The 20182-nt window shown below is 46.7% G+C and carries 19 protein-coding genes; 17 read left to right on the forward strand and 2 right to left on the reverse strand.

All coding sequences use genetic code 11. The features are described 5' to 3' along the window. The first annotated feature begins 9 nt into the window (after positions 1 to 9). The 11 genes from hfq (at position 10) to ASG81_RS27140 (ending at position 11545) form a co-directional block, all read left to right on the forward strand. The gene (hfq, locus tag ASG81_RS27090) at positions 10 to 255 is read left to right on the forward strand and encodes an RNA chaperone Hfq (RefSeq protein ID WP_056642016.1); all 246 of its coding nucleotides are present in this window, start codon (positions 10 to 12) and stop codon (positions 253 to 255) included. Between the two features lie 151 nt (positions 256 to 406). After that, positions 407 to 2890, forward strand: a complete 2484-nt coding sequence (locus tag ASG81_RS27095) for a penicillin-binding protein 1A (RefSeq protein ID WP_056642019.1) — start codon at positions 407 to 409, stop codon at positions 2888 to 2890. Positions 2891 to 2892: 2 nt separating this feature from the next. Next, on the forward strand, positions 2893 to 3537 hold the full coding sequence (locus ASG81_RS27100; RefSeq protein ID WP_056642021.1) for a peptidylprolyl isomerase: 645 nt from the start codon (positions 2893 to 2895) through the stop codon (positions 3535 to 3537). Between the two features lie 224 nt (positions 3538 to 3761). Beyond that, positions 3762 to 4319: a DUF402 domain-containing protein gene (locus ASG81_RS27105; protein ID WP_056642024.1), complete on the forward strand. Its 558-nt coding sequence runs from the start codon at positions 3762 to 3764 to the stop codon at positions 4317 to 4319. A gap of 38 nt (positions 4320 to 4357) precedes the next feature. After that, complete coding sequence (locus ASG81_RS27110) at positions 4358 to 4993, forward strand: YdcF family protein (protein ID WP_235549050.1); 636 nt, start codon at positions 4358 to 4360, stop codon at positions 4991 to 4993. 90 nt (positions 4994 to 5083) lie between these two features. Then, on the forward strand, positions 5084 to 6070 hold the full coding sequence (locus tag ASG81_RS27115) for an AAA family ATPase (protein WP_056642034.1): 987 nt from the start codon (positions 5084 to 5086) through the stop codon (positions 6068 to 6070). Positions 6071 to 6099: 29 nt separating this feature from the next. Further along, positions 6100 to 7389, forward strand: a complete 1290-nt coding sequence (gene hflX, locus ASG81_RS27120; RefSeq protein ID WP_056642036.1) for a GTPase HflX — start codon at positions 6100 to 6102, stop codon at positions 7387 to 7389. A gap of 117 nt (positions 7390 to 7506) precedes the next feature. Further along, positions 7507 to 8799, forward strand: coding sequence for a methionine gamma-lyase family protein (locus tag ASG81_RS27125; protein WP_056642040.1), 1293 nt, complete (start codon positions 7507 to 7509; stop codon positions 8797 to 8799). Positions 8800 to 8861: 62 nt separating this feature from the next. Then, positions 8862 to 9272: a MerR family transcriptional regulator gene (locus ASG81_RS27130; protein WP_053376247.1), complete on the forward strand. Its 411-nt coding sequence runs from the start codon at positions 8862 to 8864 to the stop codon at positions 9270 to 9272. A 45-nt stretch (positions 9273 to 9317) separates the two neighbouring features. After that, positions 9318 to 10655 carry a type I glutamate--ammonia ligase gene (glnA, locus tag ASG81_RS27135; protein ID WP_056642043.1) on the forward strand — a complete coding sequence of 446 codons (1338 nt, stop codon included), beginning with the start codon at positions 9318 to 9320 and terminating at the stop codon, positions 10653 to 10655. A gap of 191 nt (positions 10656 to 10846) precedes the next feature. Beyond that, on the forward strand, positions 10847 to 11545 hold the full coding sequence (locus tag ASG81_RS27140) for an epimerase (protein ID WP_056642507.1): 699 nt from the start codon (positions 10847 to 10849) through the stop codon (positions 11543 to 11545). 455 nt (positions 11546 to 12000) lie between these two features. Here the strand turns inward: ASG81_RS27140 and lexA are convergent, their stop codons facing one another. Further along, positions 12001 to 12621: a transcriptional repressor LexA gene (gene lexA, locus ASG81_RS27145; RefSeq protein WP_056642045.1), complete on the reverse strand. Its 621-nt coding sequence runs from the start codon at positions 12619 to 12621 to the stop codon at positions 12001 to 12003. Between the two features lie 158 nt (positions 12622 to 12779). On the opposite strand from lexA, the gene yneA reads away from it, so the two are divergent. The 5 genes from yneA to ASG81_RS27170 all read left to right on the forward strand — a co-directional run bounded on the left by yneA (position 12780) and on the right by ASG81_RS27170 (position 15953). Further along, positions 12780 to 13154 (forward strand): cell division suppressor protein YneA, encoded by a 375-nt coding sequence (gene yneA, locus ASG81_RS27150; RefSeq protein WP_056642051.1) that lies wholly within the window; start codon positions 12780 to 12782, stop codon positions 13152 to 13154. 227 nt (positions 13155 to 13381) lie between these two features. Next, positions 13382 to 13573 (forward strand): DUF896 domain-containing protein, encoded by a 192-nt coding sequence (locus tag ASG81_RS27155; protein ID WP_056642053.1) that lies wholly within the window; start codon positions 13382 to 13384, stop codon positions 13571 to 13573. Positions 13574 to 13618: 45 nt separating this feature from the next. After that, positions 13619 to 14608, forward strand: coding sequence for an aldo/keto reductase (locus tag ASG81_RS27160; RefSeq protein ID WP_056642056.1), 990 nt, complete (start codon positions 13619 to 13621; stop codon positions 14606 to 14608). Between the two features lie 25 nt (positions 14609 to 14633). Beyond that, complete coding sequence (locus ASG81_RS27165) at positions 14634 to 15140, forward strand: hypothetical protein (RefSeq protein WP_056642059.1); 507 nt, start codon at positions 14634 to 14636, stop codon at positions 15138 to 15140. Between the two features lie 24 nt (positions 15141 to 15164). Beyond that, entirely contained in the window at positions 15165 to 15953 is a 789-nt protein-coding gene (locus ASG81_RS27170) for an HAD family hydrolase (RefSeq protein WP_056642061.1), read from the forward strand. 73 nt (positions 15954 to 16026) lie between these two features. On the opposite strand, the gene ASG81_RS27175 is transcribed toward ASG81_RS27170, so the two are convergent. Beyond that, positions 16027 to 16575 carry a 1,2-dihydroxy-3-keto-5-methylthiopentene dioxygenase gene (locus ASG81_RS27175; RefSeq protein ID WP_056642066.1) on the reverse strand — a complete coding sequence of 183 codons (549 nt, stop codon included), beginning with the start codon at positions 16573 to 16575 and terminating at the stop codon, positions 16027 to 16029. Positions 16576 to 16741: 166 nt separating this feature from the next. Here ASG81_RS27175 and metH point away from each other — a divergent pair, with 166 nt between their 5' ends. Continuing rightward, positions 16742 to 20158, forward strand: coding sequence for a methionine synthase (metH, locus tag ASG81_RS27180; RefSeq protein ID WP_442952969.1), 3417 nt, complete (start codon positions 16742 to 16744; stop codon positions 20156 to 20158). Positions 20159 to 20182 lie beyond the last annotated feature (24 nt).

Here is a 20182-nt window from a genome sequence, read left to right on the forward strand (position 1 = left end):
TAACGTCCAATGAACAAATCGATCAATATTCAAGATACGTTCCTAAATCAACTTCGCAAAGACAACATACCGGTTACGGTTTTCTTAATGAATGGCTTCCAAATTCGGGGCGTTATTAAAGCGTTCGACAATTTCACGATTATCATCGACAGCGAAGGCCGCCAACAAATGGTATATAAACATGCTATTTCGACGTTTACCCCGCAGCGGAATGTTTCTCTTATGCAGCAGGATCATACCGGTTCCGATTCATAGGTTAAAGCAATTAGTGAAACTTTCTAATATCGTGTATCGTTTAACTAGATAGCGGCATGCAAGAGCAACCCGCTCAAAGCTGGGTTGCTCTTTTCATTTCGTGGTAAAGATAGATTAAACGGACTATGGAACAACAGGAGGGGAGTCGGCTATGGCTGAACGACCGCGCAGCAAGACTGCACCGAAACAGAAGAGGAATAAGAAAATATCGGGCCGTAAATGGTTTTATGGATTATTCTTTACTGCGGTAATCGCAATCATTTGCGGCATTATCGGGTACTTGCTTATTATTTTAAACGGTGAGCGGGTTTTGACCGAAAATGCCAATAAGCTTAATCTCGGCGAAGCGTCAATTATTTACGATGCAAACGAAAATGAAATTTCAAGATTGTACGATCCGAATGAAAATCGCGAGATTGCTGAATTTTCAGAAATTCCTAAACAATTGCTGAATGCGATCGTTGCAACGGAAGACCAACGATTTTATGAGCATGCCGGCATCGATTTCTTTGCTATCGGGCGGGCTGTCGTGAAGGACGTTGTTGCGCGCAGCGCTGTAGAGGGTGCCAGCACCATTACACAGCAGCTTGCCAAGAACGTGTTTCTGACCGCGGACAAAACATTTTTCCGCAAAGCGACTGAAGCGTCAATCGCTGTCGCGCTTGAGCATCAAATGTCAAAGCAGCAAATATTGACGATGTATTTGAACCGGATATTTTTTGGCAAGAGGGTACATGGAGTCAAGGAAGCGGCAAAATATTATTTTGACACCGACCTTGATAAGCTGGAGCTTTGGCAGATTGCGACGATTGCCGCTATGCCGAAGGCGCCTAACCGCTACAACCCAATCAACCATCCAGAGGATTCGATGAATCGGAGAGCGGTCGTATTGAAGCTGATGTACGATCAAGGCTACATTACTGCTGAAGAGATGGAGAAAGCGAAGGCGGTTGTGTACGAGATTCCAAAAAATCATGAGGAAAAAAGTACGGATAAGTACCCGGCATTCGTCGATTATGTGATTGAAGAGGCGATGGAGGTGACGAACTTGTCCGAGGAAGAGCTTCGGATTGGCGGCTACCGCATTTACACCTCGCTTAACCAGCAGGCGCAAAATGCGCTGGATACGCAGTTTAACGACGATGATAACTTTGAGAACAGCAAGGATGATCAGCAGGTGCAGGGTGCGATGGTTATTATCGACCACCGCGACGGCACCATCCAAGCTTTATCGGGCGGCCGGGATTACGTGAAGAAGGGACTCAATCGCGTCGAGGTTCCCCGTCAGCCTGGTTCAGCGTTTAAGCCGATTATCTCTTATGGACCGGCACTTGAGTCGGGGAAGTACTTCCCGTGGACTGTTCTTGCCAATGACAAGAGATGCTACGGAAATTATTGCCCGACCGATAGATGGGGAGCGAACCCGGTTACGATGCAGCAAGCGATCAAGGATTCGCGTAACCTGGCGTCCGTGTGGATGCTGAATCAGATCGGATTGAAGCAGGGCTTTGCTTTTGCAAGCAAGCTTGGTTTCGAATTAGATGAGGAAGACCGTAACTTAACGGCTGCACTTGGCGGTTTGACGACGGGTACTACTCCCATGCAAATGGCAACCGCGTTCAGCGTGTTCGCTAATGGAGGGAAGTCTGTTGATACGCATTCGATCCTCAAGATCGAAGGAAAAAACAACTATACGTTTACCTACAAAGCCCCTGCTTCCAAGCAGCTGATGTCCCCGGAAACTGCTTATTATTTGACGGAGATGATGCAAACGGTCGTTCAGAAGGGCGGCACGGGTTCGAGAGCTGCTATCAATCGTCGGCTTGCGGGGAAAACGGGGACTACGCAGCATGGTATTCCTAATTACAAGGGCTCCGGCATTCGCGATGCATGGTTCGTCGGCTATACGCCGGAGTGGACAGCATCCGTATGGATGGGATACGATAAGACTGATAAGGACCACATCCTAAAGACAGGCAGCAGTCAAGCAGCTGCCATGTTCTCGAAGGTAATGAGGTCCGCGATGAAAAATGTGCCTCAGTCAAGCTTTAATAAACCGCAAGGCATTAAAGAAAATAAGCCGCCGGCAGCAATAACCAATTTTAATGCGATATTTATACCGGAAGAGATGAAGGTCCAATTGTCTTGGGATCCGTATCAGGACGGCGAGGTCACTTATCAAGTTTACCGCAAGGAAGCTTCGGAAAGTGAATTTATTCGTTTCGTAGATTCGCTCACATCGACTGGGGTAGATGATATGAGCGCATTCCCGGGTATGACCTATGAATATTATGTCGTGGCATATGACGCAGAGAATGATCTGGAAAGCACACCTTCCCAGAAAATTACGGTCGTTATTCCGGAAACGGAAATTATTCCGGATATTCCGATGGAGCCTGATCCACTCGATCCTAACGGCGGTGAAATTTCACCGCCGCTGGAAGGGGATGGCGGAGAAGCAACGCCTGAGCCAACTGGCGATATGGAGCTTCCCGAAGTGACGCTGGAACCCGGAGCCGATACGGGCGAATCTGATGTTACGCCAGTCCCTGGCGACAGCCCGGGTAACGGAAACAGCACGAATGCTTTAGAAAACTCTGAAACCGGCGGCAATAAGCAAGGAACGGGTGGTTAGTAATGGCGAAAAGACAGAAAGCGCGATTCCTTTATTTAATCACTCTTGCCGCAGTAGTTTTGCTGATTGCAGGCTGCGGCAAGGGCGGTTCAGGACTAATAAGCGGGAATAGTGCAGAAACTTCAGCCAAGATGAGCTGGGATAAGATGCCTGAGATGCAGATTGATCTCGATAAATCGTATTTAGCGAAGTTTCATACTACTAAAGGCGAGTTTACAGTCAAGCTGTTCACGGATGAAGCGCCGGTAACGGTAAACAATTTCGTCTTTCTGGCACGTGAAGGCTTCTATGAAGGATTATCCTTTCACCGCATTATCGAATCCTTTATGATTCAAAGCGGGGATCCAAAAGGGGACAGCACAGGCACGCCAGGCTATTCGATACCAGATGAGCTTAGTACGGAAATGAAATACGAAGAAGGCATTGTAGCTATGGCAAACGCCAGCAAGCCGAATTCAGGAGGAAGCCAGTTTTTTATTTGCACGGGACCAGATGCGGCGAATTTAAACCGGGAGCCCAATTATACGATTTTTGGCAGGGTGGAGAGCGGCATGGACATCGTCCAGGCGATTTCCAAAACACCATTGAAAAACAACCTGCCAACTGAAAAGATCATCATCGAAAAGATTGATATTATCGAGCATTAAACGATGAATACCGCCCTCATTTGGGCGGTATATTTTATTTTATGGCCGAGTGCTTGGTTTATTTTGTCTGTCTGCTGGAGATGGACGTTAAGATATGGTAATCTTTTTTTATAGGTTAATTTCAACTGTCGTCAGTCGCGATGTGTTCGTTGCTTTTACTAAGCCAAGTAGTGGTATGCAGGCATTTCGAGCTTTTCCCAAATGAACGGAAAGGTACGTTCCGTATGAAGAGAAAATTTTCAGACCGGGCCAACTGGCGGCGTATCTTGCGCAAAAGCTATTCATGCCTAGCGCTTGACGGCGATGAGTTCAAAGGTCTCGTTACGTTTTACCGGATTCATGAATTGCGTGAGCCGTTATGGAAGGAATATAACGGACGGAGGCTTTGTTTGGCCGATCGCGGTTACTTATGGATGCAGCATTTTCCAAGAGGCGAGCATTTTGTCGTAACGACGATGTTTGATGATAAGGGACGCGTCGTGCAATGGTATATCGATGTGTGCAAAACGCAAGGCTTAACGGATCAACAGGTGCCTTGGTTCGATGATCTTTATTTGGATGTTGTTGTGCTGCCGAGCGGAGAAGTGTTCCTCATGGATGAAGATGAGCTGGAAGAGGCATTAAGACAGGGTGACGTCAATGGAAAAGATGTAGCACTCGCGCGCAAAACGGCCGGTAAATTACTATCGAGTATCCGCAATGGCCGATTCCGTTATTTTACGCTCAGTCTCAAACACCGGAAAAGCTTGCTCGAGAGAACCGGGGAATTAAGCGAATCATGAATACGGCTACTGGTCGGAGGAGCAGAACACGTAAACGAATGAAAAAAAATCGTCCGTGGCTGCTCCTGTTTCGTGTTGTTGCCTGGATCATTTGTGCAGGTGTGTTTTGGTGCGGTTATTTATTGTGGTTAATTAATGGATTCGAGGCGAATAAGCCTGTAGCCAAGGCTGATGCCGGTATCGTGCTGGGGGCTGCCTTATGGAATGACGTACCGAGCCCGGCTCTAAAGGAACGCTTAAATTTCGCATTATTATTGTATGAGTCCGGAACGGTGGACAAGCTTATATTGTCAGGTGGCCATGACGGCAACGGTTCGGTCAAGACGGAGGCCGAGGGTATGCGCGACTATTTAATTGCAAAAGGTATTTCAGCTGACAAGCTGTTGCTAGAAAAAAAATCGACCAGTACATACGAAAACCTTTCCTTCAGCAAGCTGATCGCAGAGCAGCATAAACTGGAGAAACTAATTGTCATCACGCATGATTATCATGCGGCAAGATCGAATGAAATTGCCAAAAAGCTTGATTTTGAGCAGTTTCAAGTGGCTGCTACAAAGTCAAAGGTGCTTAACCCTGTATATAATGAGTCGCGCGAAGTACTTGCTTTCACCAAATGGAAGGTTGACTCGCTGCTCCTCGCTTTAGGTATCCGCTCTTCTGATTCGGCGCTGTAAATCTGCTAATATGCTGCTGCAAGCTAGAATAAACTTGTAGTGCGGTCAGCCGCTACAGCTTTCGATGCAAAGGATAGGTGATGCGACAAAATGAATGGACACGTCATATCGGGACCCGGAAATGGCTCCGCAAGGCCTTCCCGTCAAATTAATGTGGTCCTTAGAAGCCAAGAAACCTTTCAGACAGGAGCATCTGCTCATGCCTTAGAGACGGAACCGCTCCCGGCGGTAAAGCCGCTGCCAAGCGTGGATCATTATGCCGACATCCAGAAAGAGCTCGAGCCGATGATCGGCATGGAAAATGTAAAATCACTCGTTTACGAAATATATGCCTTGCTCTATATTAGCCGGATGCGTACTGAAGCTGGTTTATTTGGCGGCTCTCATGTGTATCATATGATTTTCAAGGGTAATCCGGGGACAGGGAAAACGACCATCGCCCGAATCGTAGCAAAGCTGTTTCAGAAGATGGGTGTCCTGACCAAGGGACATTTAATCGAGGTGGAACGAGCAGATCTGGTCGGTGAATATATCGGACATACGGCGCAGAAGACGCGTGATCTCGTGCGCAAAGCAATCGGCGGCGTATTGTTCGTGGATGAAGCGTATAGCCTTGCTCGCGGCGGCGAGAAGGATTTTGGCAAGGAAGCTATCGATACGCTTGTAAAAGCTATGGAGGATCATAAAAATCAATTTGTGCTTATACTCGCAGGTTATCCTGCCGAAATCGAAGATTTCTTGCTTACGAATCCCGGCTTGCCATCGCGGTTTCCGATCCAAATTGAATTCCCGGATTATTCGGTCGATCAATTGATTCAGATTAGCGAGCTCATGGCTAAAGACCGTGATTATATTTTGCTGCCTCAGACCATATTTAAATTAAGGCAGCATTTGATGCAGGAGAAGCTGGGCACGATGTTTTCGTTCAGCAATGCCAGATATGTCAGAAATTCGATTGAGAAGGCGATCAGGTTTCAGGCCGTTCGTCTGCTTACGCAATATGCCAGTTCTGTACCCGCGAAGCAGGAGCTAATGACGATTAGGCCTGAGGATTTGAAATGGGACACGAAGTCATAATGACGGCGTAGTTTAAGAAGGAGTATGAGATGAGCGAGAAAACATTCGATACCAACCCTAATATGACTGAGAAGGCCATTTTGGTAAGCTTGGTCACTTCTAACGATAAGCGGTATGGCGGAGACCCCGAGATGTCACTTCAAGAGCTCGTTCAGCTGACGGAAACAGCGGGAGTCGAAGTGCTTACGACGATAACGCAAAATAAGGAAACAGCCGATTCCAAGTGGTTTATCGGTAAAGGCAAGGTGGAGGAGGTTAAGGCGTTAGCCGATGAGCTTGGCGCTACGACTGCCATATTCGACCAAGAACTCTCGGGGGCTCAGGTTCGTAACCTGGAGGAGTCGCTCGATTTGAAAATAGTTGATCGCACCCAGCTGATCCTGGATATTTTCGCTGGGCGGGCCAAAACGCGCGAAGGGATTATACAGGTCGAGCTGGCCCAGCTTAGCTACCTGCTTCCGCGTCTTTCCGGACAAAGCAAAAATCTGTCGCGGCTTGGCGGAGGAATAGGCACGCGTGGACCAGGGGAAACGAAGCTCGAAACCGATCGCCGTCATATTCGTGACCGCATTTTTGATCTCAAGACGCTGCTTGAGGAAGTCGTTCGTCACCGGAAGCTGCATCGCGAGCGCCGCAAAAAATCGGGTGTTATCCAAGTAGCGTTGGTCGGCTATACGAATGCCGGCAAATCGACCTTGCTGCGCGAGCTAACGCAGGCTGACGTTTATGTTGAGAATCAATTATTCGCAACGCTTGATCCGACATCAAGAACGCTCGAGCTGCCGAACGGCAGAGAAGTCGTAATTACGGATACGGTAGGCTTCATTCAAAATTTGCCGCATGATCTTGTTGCAGCTTTCCGAGCTACGCTGGAGGAGGTTTGCGAGGCCGATCTTGTGCTCCATGTTATTGACAGCAGCTCGCCGATGCGGGATGAGCAGATTGCTGTCGTAAATAAAATTTTGGGTGATCTCGGCGCAGCTGATAAGCCTTATGTGATGGTCTATAACAAGAAGGATATGTGCATAAACAACGGCACTTTAGCCGATTTGCCGATTACAAGCGGCGATAACCTTGTAATCAGTGCCTATGAAGCTGATGATCTTGAGCTTCTGAAGCAAACGATTCAAGATAAGCTGAGCGGAGATACGTTAACCTTCCTCGTTCCAGCTGAACGAGGAGACCTCATCGCGCTGGCCTATCGAAGCGGAGAAGTTATTAATCAAGAGGTTGAAGAGGAATTGCTGCGGTTAACGGTACAGGTCAGCAAGCAAGAATATGAGCAGCATGGGCAACGGTTAAAGCAATATATGGAATAATCGAATGTAGATCATGGGAGAAGCTTGGGTTGCAAAGCGAATATTGCTTCGCAAAACTAAGCACATGCTTACGAAGTAAGTTTTGCTTTGCAAAACTTTGAGGGAGAAGATATCGGAATGAATGTGCAACATGAGAATCAGAAGCTATGGGAGCATCTGGAACAGCTAGCCGAACAGGCCGAAGGACTTGCCGCAGAATCCTTTCGCAGCGTGGAAAGGATAGCGGAACGCAATCAATGGAAGGTTATTGAAGCATTTCAGCGCCACAATGTGAGCGATTTTCATTTTACAGGCTCGACAGGCTATGGTTACAACGATCGCGGACGTGAAATTCTTGATCTTGTTTACGCGGACGTGTTTGGTGCAGAAGCTGCGCTCGTCAGGCCTCACTTCGTATCCGGCACGCATACGATCAGCTGTGCATTGTTTGGTGTGCTCCGGCCTGGTGAGGAGCTGCTTTATGTAACGGGCAGACCTTATGATACACTCCACAAGGTCATCGGGAAGCCTGGTGATCGTACCGGCTCCTTGCAGGACTGGGGAGTCATCTATGCGGAGGTTCCTCTGCAAGAGGATGGCAGCCTGGATTGGCAGCTTATCGAGCAAGCGATTACGGATAAGACGAAGGTTATCGGCATTCAGCGCTCACGCGGCTACGATTGGAGAGCTTCTTTCACCGTGTCTGAGATTGAAAATATGGTCAAGCGTGTCAAAGCATTAAAGCCGGACGTGCTTGTATTCGTTGACAATTGCTACGGCGAATTTACAGAGCTTCTGGAGCCTACTCAGGTTGGCGTTGATTTAATGGCCGGCTCACTGATCAAAAATCCGGGCGGAGGCTTGGCCGAAACGGGGGGCTATATCGCCGGAACGGCTTCGGCGGTAGAAGCGGCAGCCTATCGATTGACCGCTCCAGGCATCGGAGGCGAGGTTGGTGCCATGTTAGGCACGCTTCGCCTTATGTTCCAAGGGCTATTTTTGGCACCGCATTTAGTGGGACAAGCGATTAAAGGGAGCGTGTTGGCCGCTGCACTGTTTGAGGAGCTCGGATTCGTGACAAAGCCGCGATGGAACGAGCCGCGAACCGATCTTATTCAAGCTGTTCGTTTTGGACAAGCTGAGCACTTAATTGCTTTCGTTCAAGGGATTCAGCAGGCTGCAGCGGTAGATTCGCATGTAGTGCCTGAGCCGTGGGACATGCCTGGCTATGAGAATGCTGTCATCATGGCGGCAGGAACGTTCATTCAGGGCGGTAGTCTTGAGCTGTCAGCTGACGCACCCATACGTGAACCTTACATTGCATATATGCAAGGCGGCCTAACGTACGCTCATGCAAAGTATGGGATTCTGACTGCGTTATTTCGACTTGTGGAAAGTGGTTTAATTGTGATTAAACCTTACATAACTTGACACATTTATGTTGTAACGTATAGAATGAACTTATAAATGAGCGACTGGAAGGTTGATGCGACATGGCTGATGATATTCGCAGAAATATGGCCTTATTTCCCATCGGCATCGTAATGAAGCTGACGGATTTAACAGCCCGCCAAATCCGGTATTACGAACAGCATGAATTAATCGTGCCTGCAAGAACCGCAGGAAACCAACGGTTATTTTCGTTTAATGACGTAGAACGGCTTTTGGAAATTAAATCATTGATTGAGAAGGGTGTTAACATCGCTGGCATTAAGCAAGTGATGAATCCGGTTTCAAAGGAATCGGACGATGCGACCATTGTAAGCGAGCAATCGGAAGTGAAGCGTCGTGAGCTGTCCGATCAGCAGCTGCACCGTTTGCTAAAACAGCAATTATTGGAGAAGAGACCGGGTCAAGCGTCGCTTATTCAAGGTCAATTGACTCGTTTCTTAAATAAACGCTAGTTTGACTATAATAACAATCGATTAGCAAACTAAGGAGATGATTCAGTGAATTACACTAGTTACACTAAAGAGGATATTAGACGTATTGCAAAGGAACAAAATGTACGTTTTATTCGTTTGCAGTTTACGGATTTGCTAGGAACAATTAAAAACGTCGAAATTCCTTTCAGCCAGCTTGAGAAAGCTCTTGATAATAAGATGATGTTCGATGGCTCATCCATTGAAGGTTATGTGCGTATAGAAGAATCCGACATGTACTTGTACCCTGACTTAGATACTTGGGTTGTATTCCCATGGGTAACGCAAGATCGCGTTGCCCGTTTGATTTGTGATATCTATATGCCGGATGGCACGCCTTTCGCTGGAGATCCTCGCGGTATTTTGAAGCGTGCTTTGAAGGAAGCGGCAGAGCTTGGTTATACAGCAATGAATGTCGGACCGGAGCCTGAATTTTTCCTGTTCAAAACCGATGAGCGCGGAGAGCCGACTACAGAGCTTAATGACCAAGGTGGTTACTTCGACTTAGCTCCGATGGATATGGGTGAAAACTGCCGTCGTGAAATCGTTTTAACGCTTGAAGAAATGGGCTTTGAGATTGAAGCTTCTCACCATGAGGTGGCCCCTGGTCAGCATGAAATCGATTTTAAATATGCAGACGCGATTAAGGCTGCGGATCAAATTCAAACGTTCAAGCTTGTTGTCAAAACAATTGCCCGCGAGCATGGCTTGCACGCATCGTTTATGCCAAAACCGTTGTTTGGCGTGAACGGCTCGGGTATGCACTGTCACCAATCGTTATTCAACGGCAATACGAACGTGTTTTACGACGAGAAGGATAAACTTGGCCTCAGTGCGGTTGCTCGTCATTATATGGCTGGTATTTTGCTGCACGCGCGTGCGATGGCTGCAATCACGAATCCGACAATCAATTCCTACAAACGGCTTGTACCCGGCTATGAGGCGCCTTGTTACGTAGCATGGTCTGCAAGCAACCGTTCGCCAATGATTCGTATTCCGGCTTCGCGTGGTCTAAGCACTCGCGTAGAGGTGCGTAATCCGGACCCGGCTGCAAACCCATACTTGGCTTTGGCTGTTATGCTTAAAGCAGGTCTCGACGGTATTAAGAACAAGCTGCCATTGCCGGCTCCGACTGACCGGAACATTTATATCATGACTGAAGAAGAACGTCAGGATGAAGGTATTCCAAGCTTGCCGCTCGATTTGAAGGAAGCGCTTGACGAAATGCTTAGAAGCGACATCATTTGTGATGCGCTAGGCGATCATGCGCTTGCACATTTCTATGAACTGAAAGAAATCGAATGGGATATGTACCGCACCCAAGTTCACCAGTGGGAAAGAGATCAATATTTGACTCTTTACTAAAAGGTAAATGTAAAATAATGATAAGAAACGCATCCCCTAAAGCAGATATCGCAAGTACCCGTCGGTGCATTGCCTTACTCCTTTGGGGGATGATTTTTTTCTATTTAAGGGTGATTCATGCTTTATTATTTAAAAATACCTATTATTCGATTAATTTGGTATTCAAAATTCATGTTAGCAGGGTGAAACGGATGAGTGAGTTTAAGGCATCGAATCACGAGTCGGCCAAAAAAATTAATGTTATCATTACTGGTGCTACCGGAATGGTTGGGGAAGGTGTTCTGCACGAAAGTCTTCAACATCCGGATGTAGAGCGGGTACTCGTCATCAACCGAAAACCGTGCGGTGTAACCCATATTAAATTAAGCGAAATCGTGCACAATAATTTTTTTGACCTGTCTGGAGTTGCACCGCAACTGAATGATTACAATGCCTGTTACTTTTGTCTTGGCGTGTCATCAGTTGGTATGAAAGAAGAAGAATACAAGCGGCTGACTTACGACCTAACACTGCACATGGCAAGCTTATTATCGAGCTTGAATCCAGAAATGATTTTCTGTTATGTGTCCGGAAGCGGAACAGACAGTACTGAGCAGGGAAGAAGCATGTGGGCTAGAGTGAAAGGGAAAACCGAAAACCGTCTGCTCCAGCTCCCTTTTAAAGGAGCTTACATGTTCCGTCCAGGTTATATTCATCCAACAAAGGGATTAAAAAATACGCATGGCTATTACTCCGCTTTAAGCTTGCTGTATCCGATGCTTCGTGCTGTTTTACCTAAGTATGTCATTTCATTGAGGGAGCTCGGCCTTGCCATGATCCACATTGCTCAAACAGGCCGCGAGCGTGCTATTCTTGAAAGTAAGGATATAGCTAGAATAGCGGGAACCTGAGCCCGGATAATCGGAGTTCGAACTTACCTAAGTTGAGTGATCATATTCAACATAAGGTTGTATTAAGTCTTAACAAATACAAAAAGACCCAAAGTATGGGTCTCATGTGTTAAGTTGTAAAATAAAGTTAAGAAGTTGTGATTTCATACATTAATTAGAAGCCGAATCCCGAGCAGCTGCAAGCGATAATAACTAACAAAATGAAAAGAACCAAAATTGTGCCTGTGTTATTAAAAATTCCACCAACGTAACCGGACATTTTTCAATGCACCTCCTTACGTTTTGAGTACATAGTATGTTATGCGAGTTAAACGTTTAGTGATTGGGTGTATGTCACAGCTGAATAGGATGTAAGGAAACTTGGTGATCATGTTGTATAATCGTTATTAAAGAAGAGGCTGAATCTATGATGCAACGATTCAGCCTCTTCTTTATGTAAGCAATTGATTTTTGGTTTAATGAATATCGCGGAAAAGCCCGATGACTTTGCCTAGAATCGTTACATTTTGGAGTAAAATCGGCTGCATAGTGGAATTTTCCGGTTGCAAGCGGATGTGATTTTTCTCCTTGTAGAACGTCTTTACCGTTGCTTCATCATCCTCGGTCATCGCCACTACGATTTCACCGTTATTTGCAGTTTGCTGCTGTCGAACGATAACGTAATCGCCATCGTGAATACCTGCTTCTATCATACTCTCGCCCATGACATTCAGAATAAATACACTGCTGTCACCAACGAAATGGGAAGGAAGCGGGAAGTACTCCTCGATGTTCTCTGTTGCTGTAATAGGCACACCCGCTGTAACTTTACCGACAATCGGCACTTTCGTTACGGAAAGGGGAATTATGCCGTCCGCGCCTTCTTGATCTAAAATTTCAATAGCACGAGGTTTAGTCGGATCTCGGCGGATTAGACCTTTCTTCTCCAAGCGGTCCAAATGACCGTGAACGGTTGAACTGGATAACAATCCAACAGCTTCGCCGATTTCTCGAACGGAGGGTGGATATCCTTTCTCCCGGACTTCATTCTTAATAAATTCAAGAATCGAATGTTGTCGGTTCGAAATCTTCGACACTGCGATCACTCCATTAGTAGGTTTGTAAAAAATTATAACATAGAACCGGAGTTCGTACAAACATAAGTTCTTAAGTACAGAGGTTCGCATTTTTTCGTTGACACCAAACGTTTGTTCGTGTAATCTAAAAACAGAACAAACGTTTGGGGTGTTGAAAAATGATAACCAGTCCAAGTTTTTATAGAACGATTCATAAGCAAGAAGCAGGCAAAGCAACTATGCTCAGCCATCTGATAAAGAGATTGTTGAAGCGGCATGCAGCTAAGACCGTAGTTTGCACTGCAGTATTCGCCCTTTTATTTACTAGCTTTCTGCTTATGGGAACAGACGCTTCCGGTAATCACCCTGAAGAAGCGACAGGGGAAGAACAAATTATAATTGTGCATTCGGGAGATACGCTGTGGGAGATAGCAAAGCAATATACTGATGGCAGAAATGATATTCGATTCATCGTTTATTTGATTAAAGATCGTAATGACCTGCAATCTGCAGAGATTAAGCCGGGGCAGAGGCTTATTATTCCAAGTATGTAATCAGGGCGTCAATTTTAATGTAACAGATATGATTTCCCCCAATCAAAGCTTTCTAAGCCAAGTAGATTAAGCGAATCTACCTGTTTAGAAAGTTTTTTTGCAATTATGCATATGATTTAGGCTCGTTACTTTATCCGGTAAGGCGCTTCTGCTCCTTGACAATTGAACGGCTGAAATGTCAAACTATAGAGTAGAGTTTTTTTCAACATGAGAGGAGTTTAGCAAGGATGGAATTTTCAAAAATTATTGAGCGTATAAACGAGCTCGCTCGTAAAAATAAATCGGAAGGCCTGACAGGGCCGGAAATTGCCGAAAGAAATGAGCTGCGCCAGCTGTATTTAAAAAATTTCAAAAACAATTTCCGTCAGCAGCTGGAAAAGATTGAAATTGTTGAAGATAATGATAATATCAAGCATTAACGAAAGTCAGCAGTACTCATTTAATATCCACGAAAGGGTGATTAGTTGAAATATAATCTGTTAGGGAAAAGTGGACTAGCCGTATCCGAGCTTTGTTTGGGAACGATGACATTCGGCAATACGACAAGTGAAGCGGACTCAATCGAAATGATCGATCGTTTCGTTGACCGCGGCGGCAATTTTCTTGATACAGCCGACGTATATGTGAACGGCCGTTCTGAGGCGGTCGTTGGCAAAGCGATCAAAAACAAACGTTCCGACATCGTCCTCGCCACAAAGGTGAGAATGAGCACATCCAGCAATATCAATGGAGTAGGCTTATCGCGCAAGCATATTTTGGACGGGGTTGATGCTAGTCTAAAACGGCTTCAGACGGATTATATCGACTTGTATCAGGTACATGTATGGGATCATGCAACGCCGATTGAAGAGACGCTTCGCACACTCGATGATCTCGTTACTTCCGGCAAGGTGCGTTACATAGGGTGTTCAAATTTTTTTGCATGGCAGCTTATGAAGTCTTTGGCTTATAGCGATGCTAACAGATACGTACGTTTTGTATCGATTCAGCCACAATACAGCTTAGTGAGCAGACAAATGGATCGCGAGATGCTGTCGCTTTGCAAAGAGGAGAAGGTAAGCATTATTCCTTGGGCTCCTGTCGGCGGCGGTTTTCTGACCGGACGCTACAGCAGGGAAGTGCCTACAGAGGGTCGTTTAACCTCAAAGGTAGGGGAGAGCGCATGGATTAACCGTGCTTCAGACAAAAACTTCGTAATCCTCGATGCTCTGCTTGAAGCAGCCAACGAACTTGGTAAAACACCTGCTCAGGTTGCGCTTAGATGGCTTATTCAGCGGGAAGGCATTACATCACCCATATTTGGTGCCAGCAAATTAGAGCAATTCGAGGATAATATCGGAGCAATTGGTTGGGAAATGCCAAGCGAGGTATGGAACCGCTTGGAACAAATAAGCGCATTACCGGATGACTATCCGAATCGCTTCATCGATAAGTTCCGCAGACCGTTTGAATAGTGTTTCAATTAGGAGGAGAGTCAGCTTGTCACGTTCCTGGGAGCGCAAGGTGCGCAAAAACATGAGTGTAGTAAATAAGCAACGCAAAAAGCAAGGCAATGGTCAAATCGTATTCAATGCCGATAAATCGGAGAAGATCATTGGGCGTAATTTCATTGCTCCCATATTATTGATTTTATTTATTGGCATGTACGTCATTCTGATGCAAAGTTCTACCGAGTTTAAAATGGACACGATGTTTTGGATCACGGTAGGATGCTATATTTTGCTGGCAATCCTATTCTTTTTCCGCAGACCGTACATTACGATAGGCAAAGATTTCGTACAGTCCCGCCGTATGACAGGAGATAAACGTATTCCTGCATCCGCGATCAAAGGCATATTCATTCAAAAGGGCTATGTAATCGTGGAGCAGCACAAAGGCGGAAACTGGGTATTCTCCAAATTGACTAACCGGTTTCCGACAGAAGAACTTGGCGAGAAGCTGAAGGTTTTCGCGCAAGCTAACAATATTGCTTTTCAGCAAAAATAAACAGGCAGGAGAGTTCGAACAACGATGACGAAACAAGCAGTTTTATTTGATCTGGATGACACATTGTTGTGGGATGACCGCAGCGTAAAGGAAGCCTTTGAAGCTACGTGCCAAACGGCAGCGGCAGCGACTGGAGTTGATCCTGATGCACTAGAGGAATCGGTTCGCACCGCAGCGCGAGCGCTCTATGAATCGTATGAAACTTACGCGTTTACGAAGATGATCGGCATCAACCCGTTTGAAGGACTTTGGGCGCCATTCCGCGAAGGCGAGCAAGAGGAATTCCGCAAGCTCGAGAGCCTTGCACCGGGTTACCGTAAAGCAGCGTGGACCCAAGGCTTAAGTGCACTTGGCATTGATAATGAGGAGCTTGGCGCCAAGCTAGCTGAGCAGTTCCCGGCTGAACGCCGTTCGCGTCCGATCGTATACGAAGAAACATTTCGCGTTCTAAGCGCGCTTAAGGGTAAATACAAGCTGCTTTTGCTGACGAACGGATCACCTGATTTGCAGCGGGAGAAGCTTGCTGGCGTACCGGAACTGATTCCTTATTTCGACCATATTATAATTTCGGGTGAGTTCGGGGAAGGGAAGCCGGCCGCATCGATTTTTAAGCATGCGCTTGATCGTCTTGGCATCGAAACCGATCATGGCATCATGGTTGGCGATAAGCTGACGACGGATATTTTGGGCGCAAATACGATCGGAATGACCTCGGTTTGGATTAACCGACACGGTGCCGTCCGCAACGACGAGATCGTGCCAACCCATGAAATTAAACATTTAGAAGAGCTTCTGCAGCTGCTGGAGGCTTAAATAATAGCAATAAAAAGCCCCTTGCATCAGCTTTAACAGCTAACGAGGGGCTTGCATTTTTTTAAAATCCGTATTATGCCTGTTTGGATGCGAATTTCTCGTCTGCATAAGGATGAGCGATCCAGCCTTCTGTTTCGATGAAGAGACGAACGGCTACGATTTGACGGTTTTCCATAAGCGTGAAGAAATGCGGTTTGTATTCCGGTACGGATATAACGTCACCAGCTTCCAGCTCAACATCGAAATAACCAACGTCGTCCGTTCCTTTAATAATGAAGATACCGCGTCCGGCAGTAATGGCGCGTACTTCATCTTCGGTATGCGTGTGCACGTTTTCGAATTTTTTAAGCAGCTCATCCAGGTTAGGCGTAGCATCGGACAGTGCGATAATATCCCAAGTTTTATAACCGCGACGCTCAGCCAAGTCACGAATTTCATCATCATATGTGGCTAAAATTTGCTGCTTCTCTTCATCAGAGAGAACAAATTTTTGTTGTAATTCTTTTGTTAGCTTGCTTGGTTGCCAATGCTCGTAAAGCACCTCTTGTTGCTCTAGAAATGCACGGACAGCCTCTTCCCCTTGAATCCGTTCCTCTGTATTGCGAATTCTTATCTCAGCCATGAACATTCCCTCTTTTCCTATATAAATTAAATGATATAATAATTATAAAATAAATCAAATGGAATGTCGATGGATTTACCTTTTCACATAACGGGTATTCTGATAAACTATTTGTTAATGATTTTGGGAAGGGTGTAGTAAATTGTCGAAACCGACCATTCAACAAATGCTTCAGAAACGCATACTCATTTTGGACGGCGCGATGGGTACGATGATTCAGCAGGCCGATTTGAAGGAAGCTGATTTTGGAGGAGCAGAGCTGGACGGCTGTAATGAAATGCTCGTTCTGACTCGTCCTGATGTCATACAATCGATTCACGAGCAATACCTCGAGGCTGGCGCGGACATTTTGGAAACGAATACGTTCGGGGCTACAAGCGTCGTATTGGCCGATTATGATATTCCGGAAAAAGCAAGAGAGATTAATTTAGCCGCAGCCAAGCTGGCTCGTGATGCATGCGACAAATACAGCACGCCCGACAAGCCGCGTTACGTAGCCGGAGCGCTTGGTCCCACGACCAAAACCTTATCGGTAACGGGAGGCGTGACCTTCGACGAGCTTGTAGAGAGCTATTACGAGCAAGCGCTAGCTTTGATCGAAGCAGACGTGGATGCATTATTGCTTGAAACTTCACAGGATACGCTCAATGTAAAAGCAGGCAGTATCGGTATTCGCAATGCGTTTGACAAGCTTGGCAAGGAGCTTCCGATTATGATTTCCGGTACGATTGAACCGATGGGCACAACGCTCGCCGGACAAACGATCGAATCGTTCTATATTTCGTTGGAGCATTTAAAGCCGATCTCGATCGGGCTGAACTGTGCAACCGGCCCGGAATTTATGCGGGATCACCTGCGGACGCTCAGCGAAATTGCGGACTCTGCAGTAAGCTGCTATCCGAATGCCGGCCTGCCGGATGAGAACGGTCATTATCATGAATCACCGGAATCGCTTGCCAAGAAAATGTCGGCATTCGCTGAGATGGGCTGGTTAAATATTGCCGGCGGCTGCTGCGGAACGACTCCTGAGCATATCCGGGTTATGGCTGAGACGATGGCTGCTTATGCTCCGCGTACGAAGATGGGGGAGCACCCGAATGCAGTATCAGGTATAGACACCGTATATATCGAGCCGGAAAATCGCCCGATCATGATCGGGGAGCGTACGAATATTTCCGGATCCCGTAAATTCAAACGGCTGCTGAAGGAAGAGAAGTTCGATGAAGCCTCTGAAATCGCAAGAGCGCAGGTTAAGGGCGGCGCACATGTAATCGACATTAACTTGCAGGATACCGATATCGATGAGGCGTATGCCGTTCAGCAATTTTTGCCGCAGGTTGTGAAAAAAATCAAGGCGCCTTTGATGCTCGACTCCACCTATGATCATATTATTGAACTGGGGCTAAAATATTCGCAGGGCAAGGCAATCATTAACTCCATTAACTTGGAGGACGGCGAATCGAAGTTTGAGAAAATTTTACCGTTAATTCACCGCTATGGCGCTGCTGTCGTTATGATTCTCATCGATGAGCGCGGCCAAGCCGTAAACCGCCAAGCGAAGCTGGAGGTTGCCGAGCGTTCTTATAACCTTCTGACACAGAAATATAAAATGAACCCTGAGGATATCATTTTTGATCCGAATATGTTCCCTGTCGGCTCAGGCGATCCGCAATACATCGGTTCGGCCGTAGAGACGCTTGAAGGCATTCGTATGATTAAAGAGAAGTTTCCGCTTGCGAAGACTATCCTCGGACTCAGCAACATTTCCTTCGGATTGCCGGATGCGGGACGTGAAGTGCTTAACTCCGTCTACTTATACCATGCAACAAAAGCGGGTCTGGATTACGCGATCGTGAACACGGAGAAACTGGAGCGTTATGCTTCGATTCCAGAAGAAGAGCGGCGCTTGGCTGAGGAACTGATCTACAACACGACTGATGAGACGCTGGCTGCTTTCGTTGCAGCTTTCCGCAACAAGAAGGTAGAGAAGAAAGAGAAAATTTCGAATCTATCCCTGGAGGAGCGTCTGGCTTCATATGTTGTTGAGGGAACGAAGGAAGGCCTCATCCCTGATTTGGACGAGGCTCTAAAAAAATACTCGGCCATGGATGTCATAAACGGACCGCTTATGCGAGGGATGGAGGAAGTCGGCCGTTTATTCAACGGCAACGAACTGATCGTAGCGGAGGTGCTGCAGAGCGCCGAGGTTATGAAAGCATCTGTAACCTACTTAGAGTCGTTTATGGAAAAGGATGAAACCTCTGTCAAAGGTAAAATTATTTTGGCAACGGTTAAGGGCGATGTGCATGACATCGGTAAAAACCTTGTTGAAATTATTTTGTCTAACAATGGTTATAAAATAATAAATCTAGGCATTAAAGTACCGCCGGAGCAGTTAATTGAAGCTTACCGCAAAGAGAAGGTCGATGCGATCGGCTTGTCAGGCCTGCTTGTTAAATCAGCGCAGCAAATGGTTATTACCGCGCAGGATTTGCGTACGGCCGGCATTGATGCACCGATCCTTGTTGGCGGCGCGGCGCTTACGCGGAAATTTACAAAAACAAGAATCGGCCCGGAATATGATGGACTGGTTCTATACGCGAAGGATGCGATGGACGGTCTGGACATCGCGAACAAGCTGATGGATCCCGGGCATCGATCACGGCTTGAAGACGAGATGGCCGCATTCAAAGCGTCTGGCGGATTGTATGAGGAAGAGAAGAAGCCTTTGCCTGAGTTGACACGCGCCGTACGTTCCAAAATTTCGCCGGATGCGCCTGTGTTCACACCGCCGGATTTAGATCGTCACATCCTGCGTGATGTACCGCTTCCTCATGTCATTCCTTATGTGAATATGCAAATGCTGCTCGGTCATCACCTCGGACTGAAAGGCAATGTTGATAACTTGCTTAAGGAAGGCAATGAAAAAGCGCTTCATCTCAAAGCAACCGTAGATGAAATTTTGAAACAGGGAACAACTGAGGGGATTTTGAAAACGCACGGTATGTATCGTTTCTTCCCGGCACAATCCTCGGGTAACGATATTATTATCTATAATCCGGTAGATTCCAAGCAGGAGATCAAGCGGTTCACATTTCCTCGCCAGCAGGTTGAGCCTTACTTATGCTTAGCGGATTTCTTGAAATCTGTGGAAAGCGGCGTGATGGATTATGTAGGCTTCCTGGTCGTAACGGCCGGCCACGGCATTCGCGAGCTCGCGAATGAGTGGAAGGATAAGGGCGATTATTTGCGGTCGCATGCGCTGCAGTCAGTGGCACTCGAAGTAGCGGAAGGGATGGCTGAGCGCGTACATCATATGATGCGCGATCTATGCGGCTACCCGGATCCGGCTGAAATGACGATGAAGCAGCGTCATGGCGCTCGTTATCAAGGCATTCGCGTATCATTCGGCTATCCGGCATGTCCTAACCTCGAAGATCAGGAGCCGTTGTTCGATTTAATGAGACCGCAGGATATTGGCGTCGAATTGACGGAGGGCTGCATGATGGAGCCGGAAGCATCCGTGTCTGCGATGGTATTCGCACATCCGGAAGCGCAATATTTTAACGTGGAGAAACTATAGGTTATAATTTGAAAAGAGCCCTTG

Origin of the sequence: Paenibacillus sp. Soil522 (assembly GCF_001428245.1) — a bacterium.
GTDB lineage: Bacteria > Bacillota > Bacilli > Paenibacillales > Paenibacillaceae > Pristimantibacillus.

What these genes read in the sequence shown, in the direction of transcription:
- ASG81_RS27110 (WP_235549050.1), top strand. Translation starts at nt 4,358, where the DNA reads ATGAAAAAAAATCGTCCGTGGCTGCTCCTGTTTCGTGTTGTTGCCTGG.
- ASG81_RS27105 (WP_056642024.1), top strand. Translation starts at nt 3,762, where the DNA reads ATGAAGAGAAAATTTTCAGACCGGGCCAACTGGCGGCGTATCTTGCGC.
- ASG81_RS27125 (WP_056642040.1), top strand. Translation starts at nt 7,507, where the DNA reads ATGAATGTGCAACATGAGAATCAGAAGCTATGGGAGCATCTGGAACAG.
- ASG81_RS27155 (WP_056642053.1), top strand. Translation starts at nt 13,382, where the DNA reads ATGGAATTTTCAAAAATTATTGAGCGTATAAACGAGCTCGCTCGTAAA.
- yneA (WP_056642051.1), top strand. Translation starts at nt 12,780, where the DNA reads ATGATAACCAGTCCAAGTTTTTATAGAACGATTCATAAGCAAGAAGCA.
- ASG81_RS27140 (WP_056642507.1), top strand. Translation starts at nt 10,847, where the DNA reads ATGAGTGAGTTTAAGGCATCGAATCACGAGTCGGCCAAAAAAATTAAT.
- hfq (WP_056642016.1), top strand. Translation starts at nt 10, where the DNA reads ATGAACAAATCGATCAATATTCAAGATACGTTCCTAAATCAACTTCGC.
- ASG81_RS27115 (WP_056642034.1), top strand. Translation starts at nt 5,084, where the DNA reads ATGAATGGACACGTCATATCGGGACCCGGAAATGGCTCCGCAAGGCCT.
- ASG81_RS27175 (WP_056642066.1), bottom strand. Translation starts at nt 16,575, where the DNA reads ATGGCTGAGATAAGAATTCGCAATACAGAGGAACGGATTCAAGGGGAA.
- ASG81_RS27170 (WP_056642061.1), top strand. Translation starts at nt 15,165, where the DNA reads ATGACGAAACAAGCAGTTTTATTTGATCTGGATGACACATTGTTGTGG.
- ASG81_RS27095 (WP_056642019.1), top strand. Translation starts at nt 407, where the DNA reads ATGGCTGAACGACCGCGCAGCAAGACTGCACCGAAACAGAAGAGGAAT.
- ASG81_RS27100 (WP_056642021.1), top strand. Translation starts at nt 2,893, where the DNA reads ATGGCGAAAAGACAGAAAGCGCGATTCCTTTATTTAATCACTCTTGCC.
- metH (WP_442952969.1), top strand. Translation starts at nt 16,742, where the DNA reads ATGCTTCAGAAACGCATACTCATTTTGGACGGCGCGATGGGTACGATG.
- ASG81_RS27130 (WP_053376247.1), top strand. Translation starts at nt 8,862, where the DNA reads ATGGCTGATGATATTCGCAGAAATATGGCCTTATTTCCCATCGGCATC.
- hflX (WP_056642036.1), top strand. Translation starts at nt 6,100, where the DNA reads ATGAGCGAGAAAACATTCGATACCAACCCTAATATGACTGAGAAGGCC.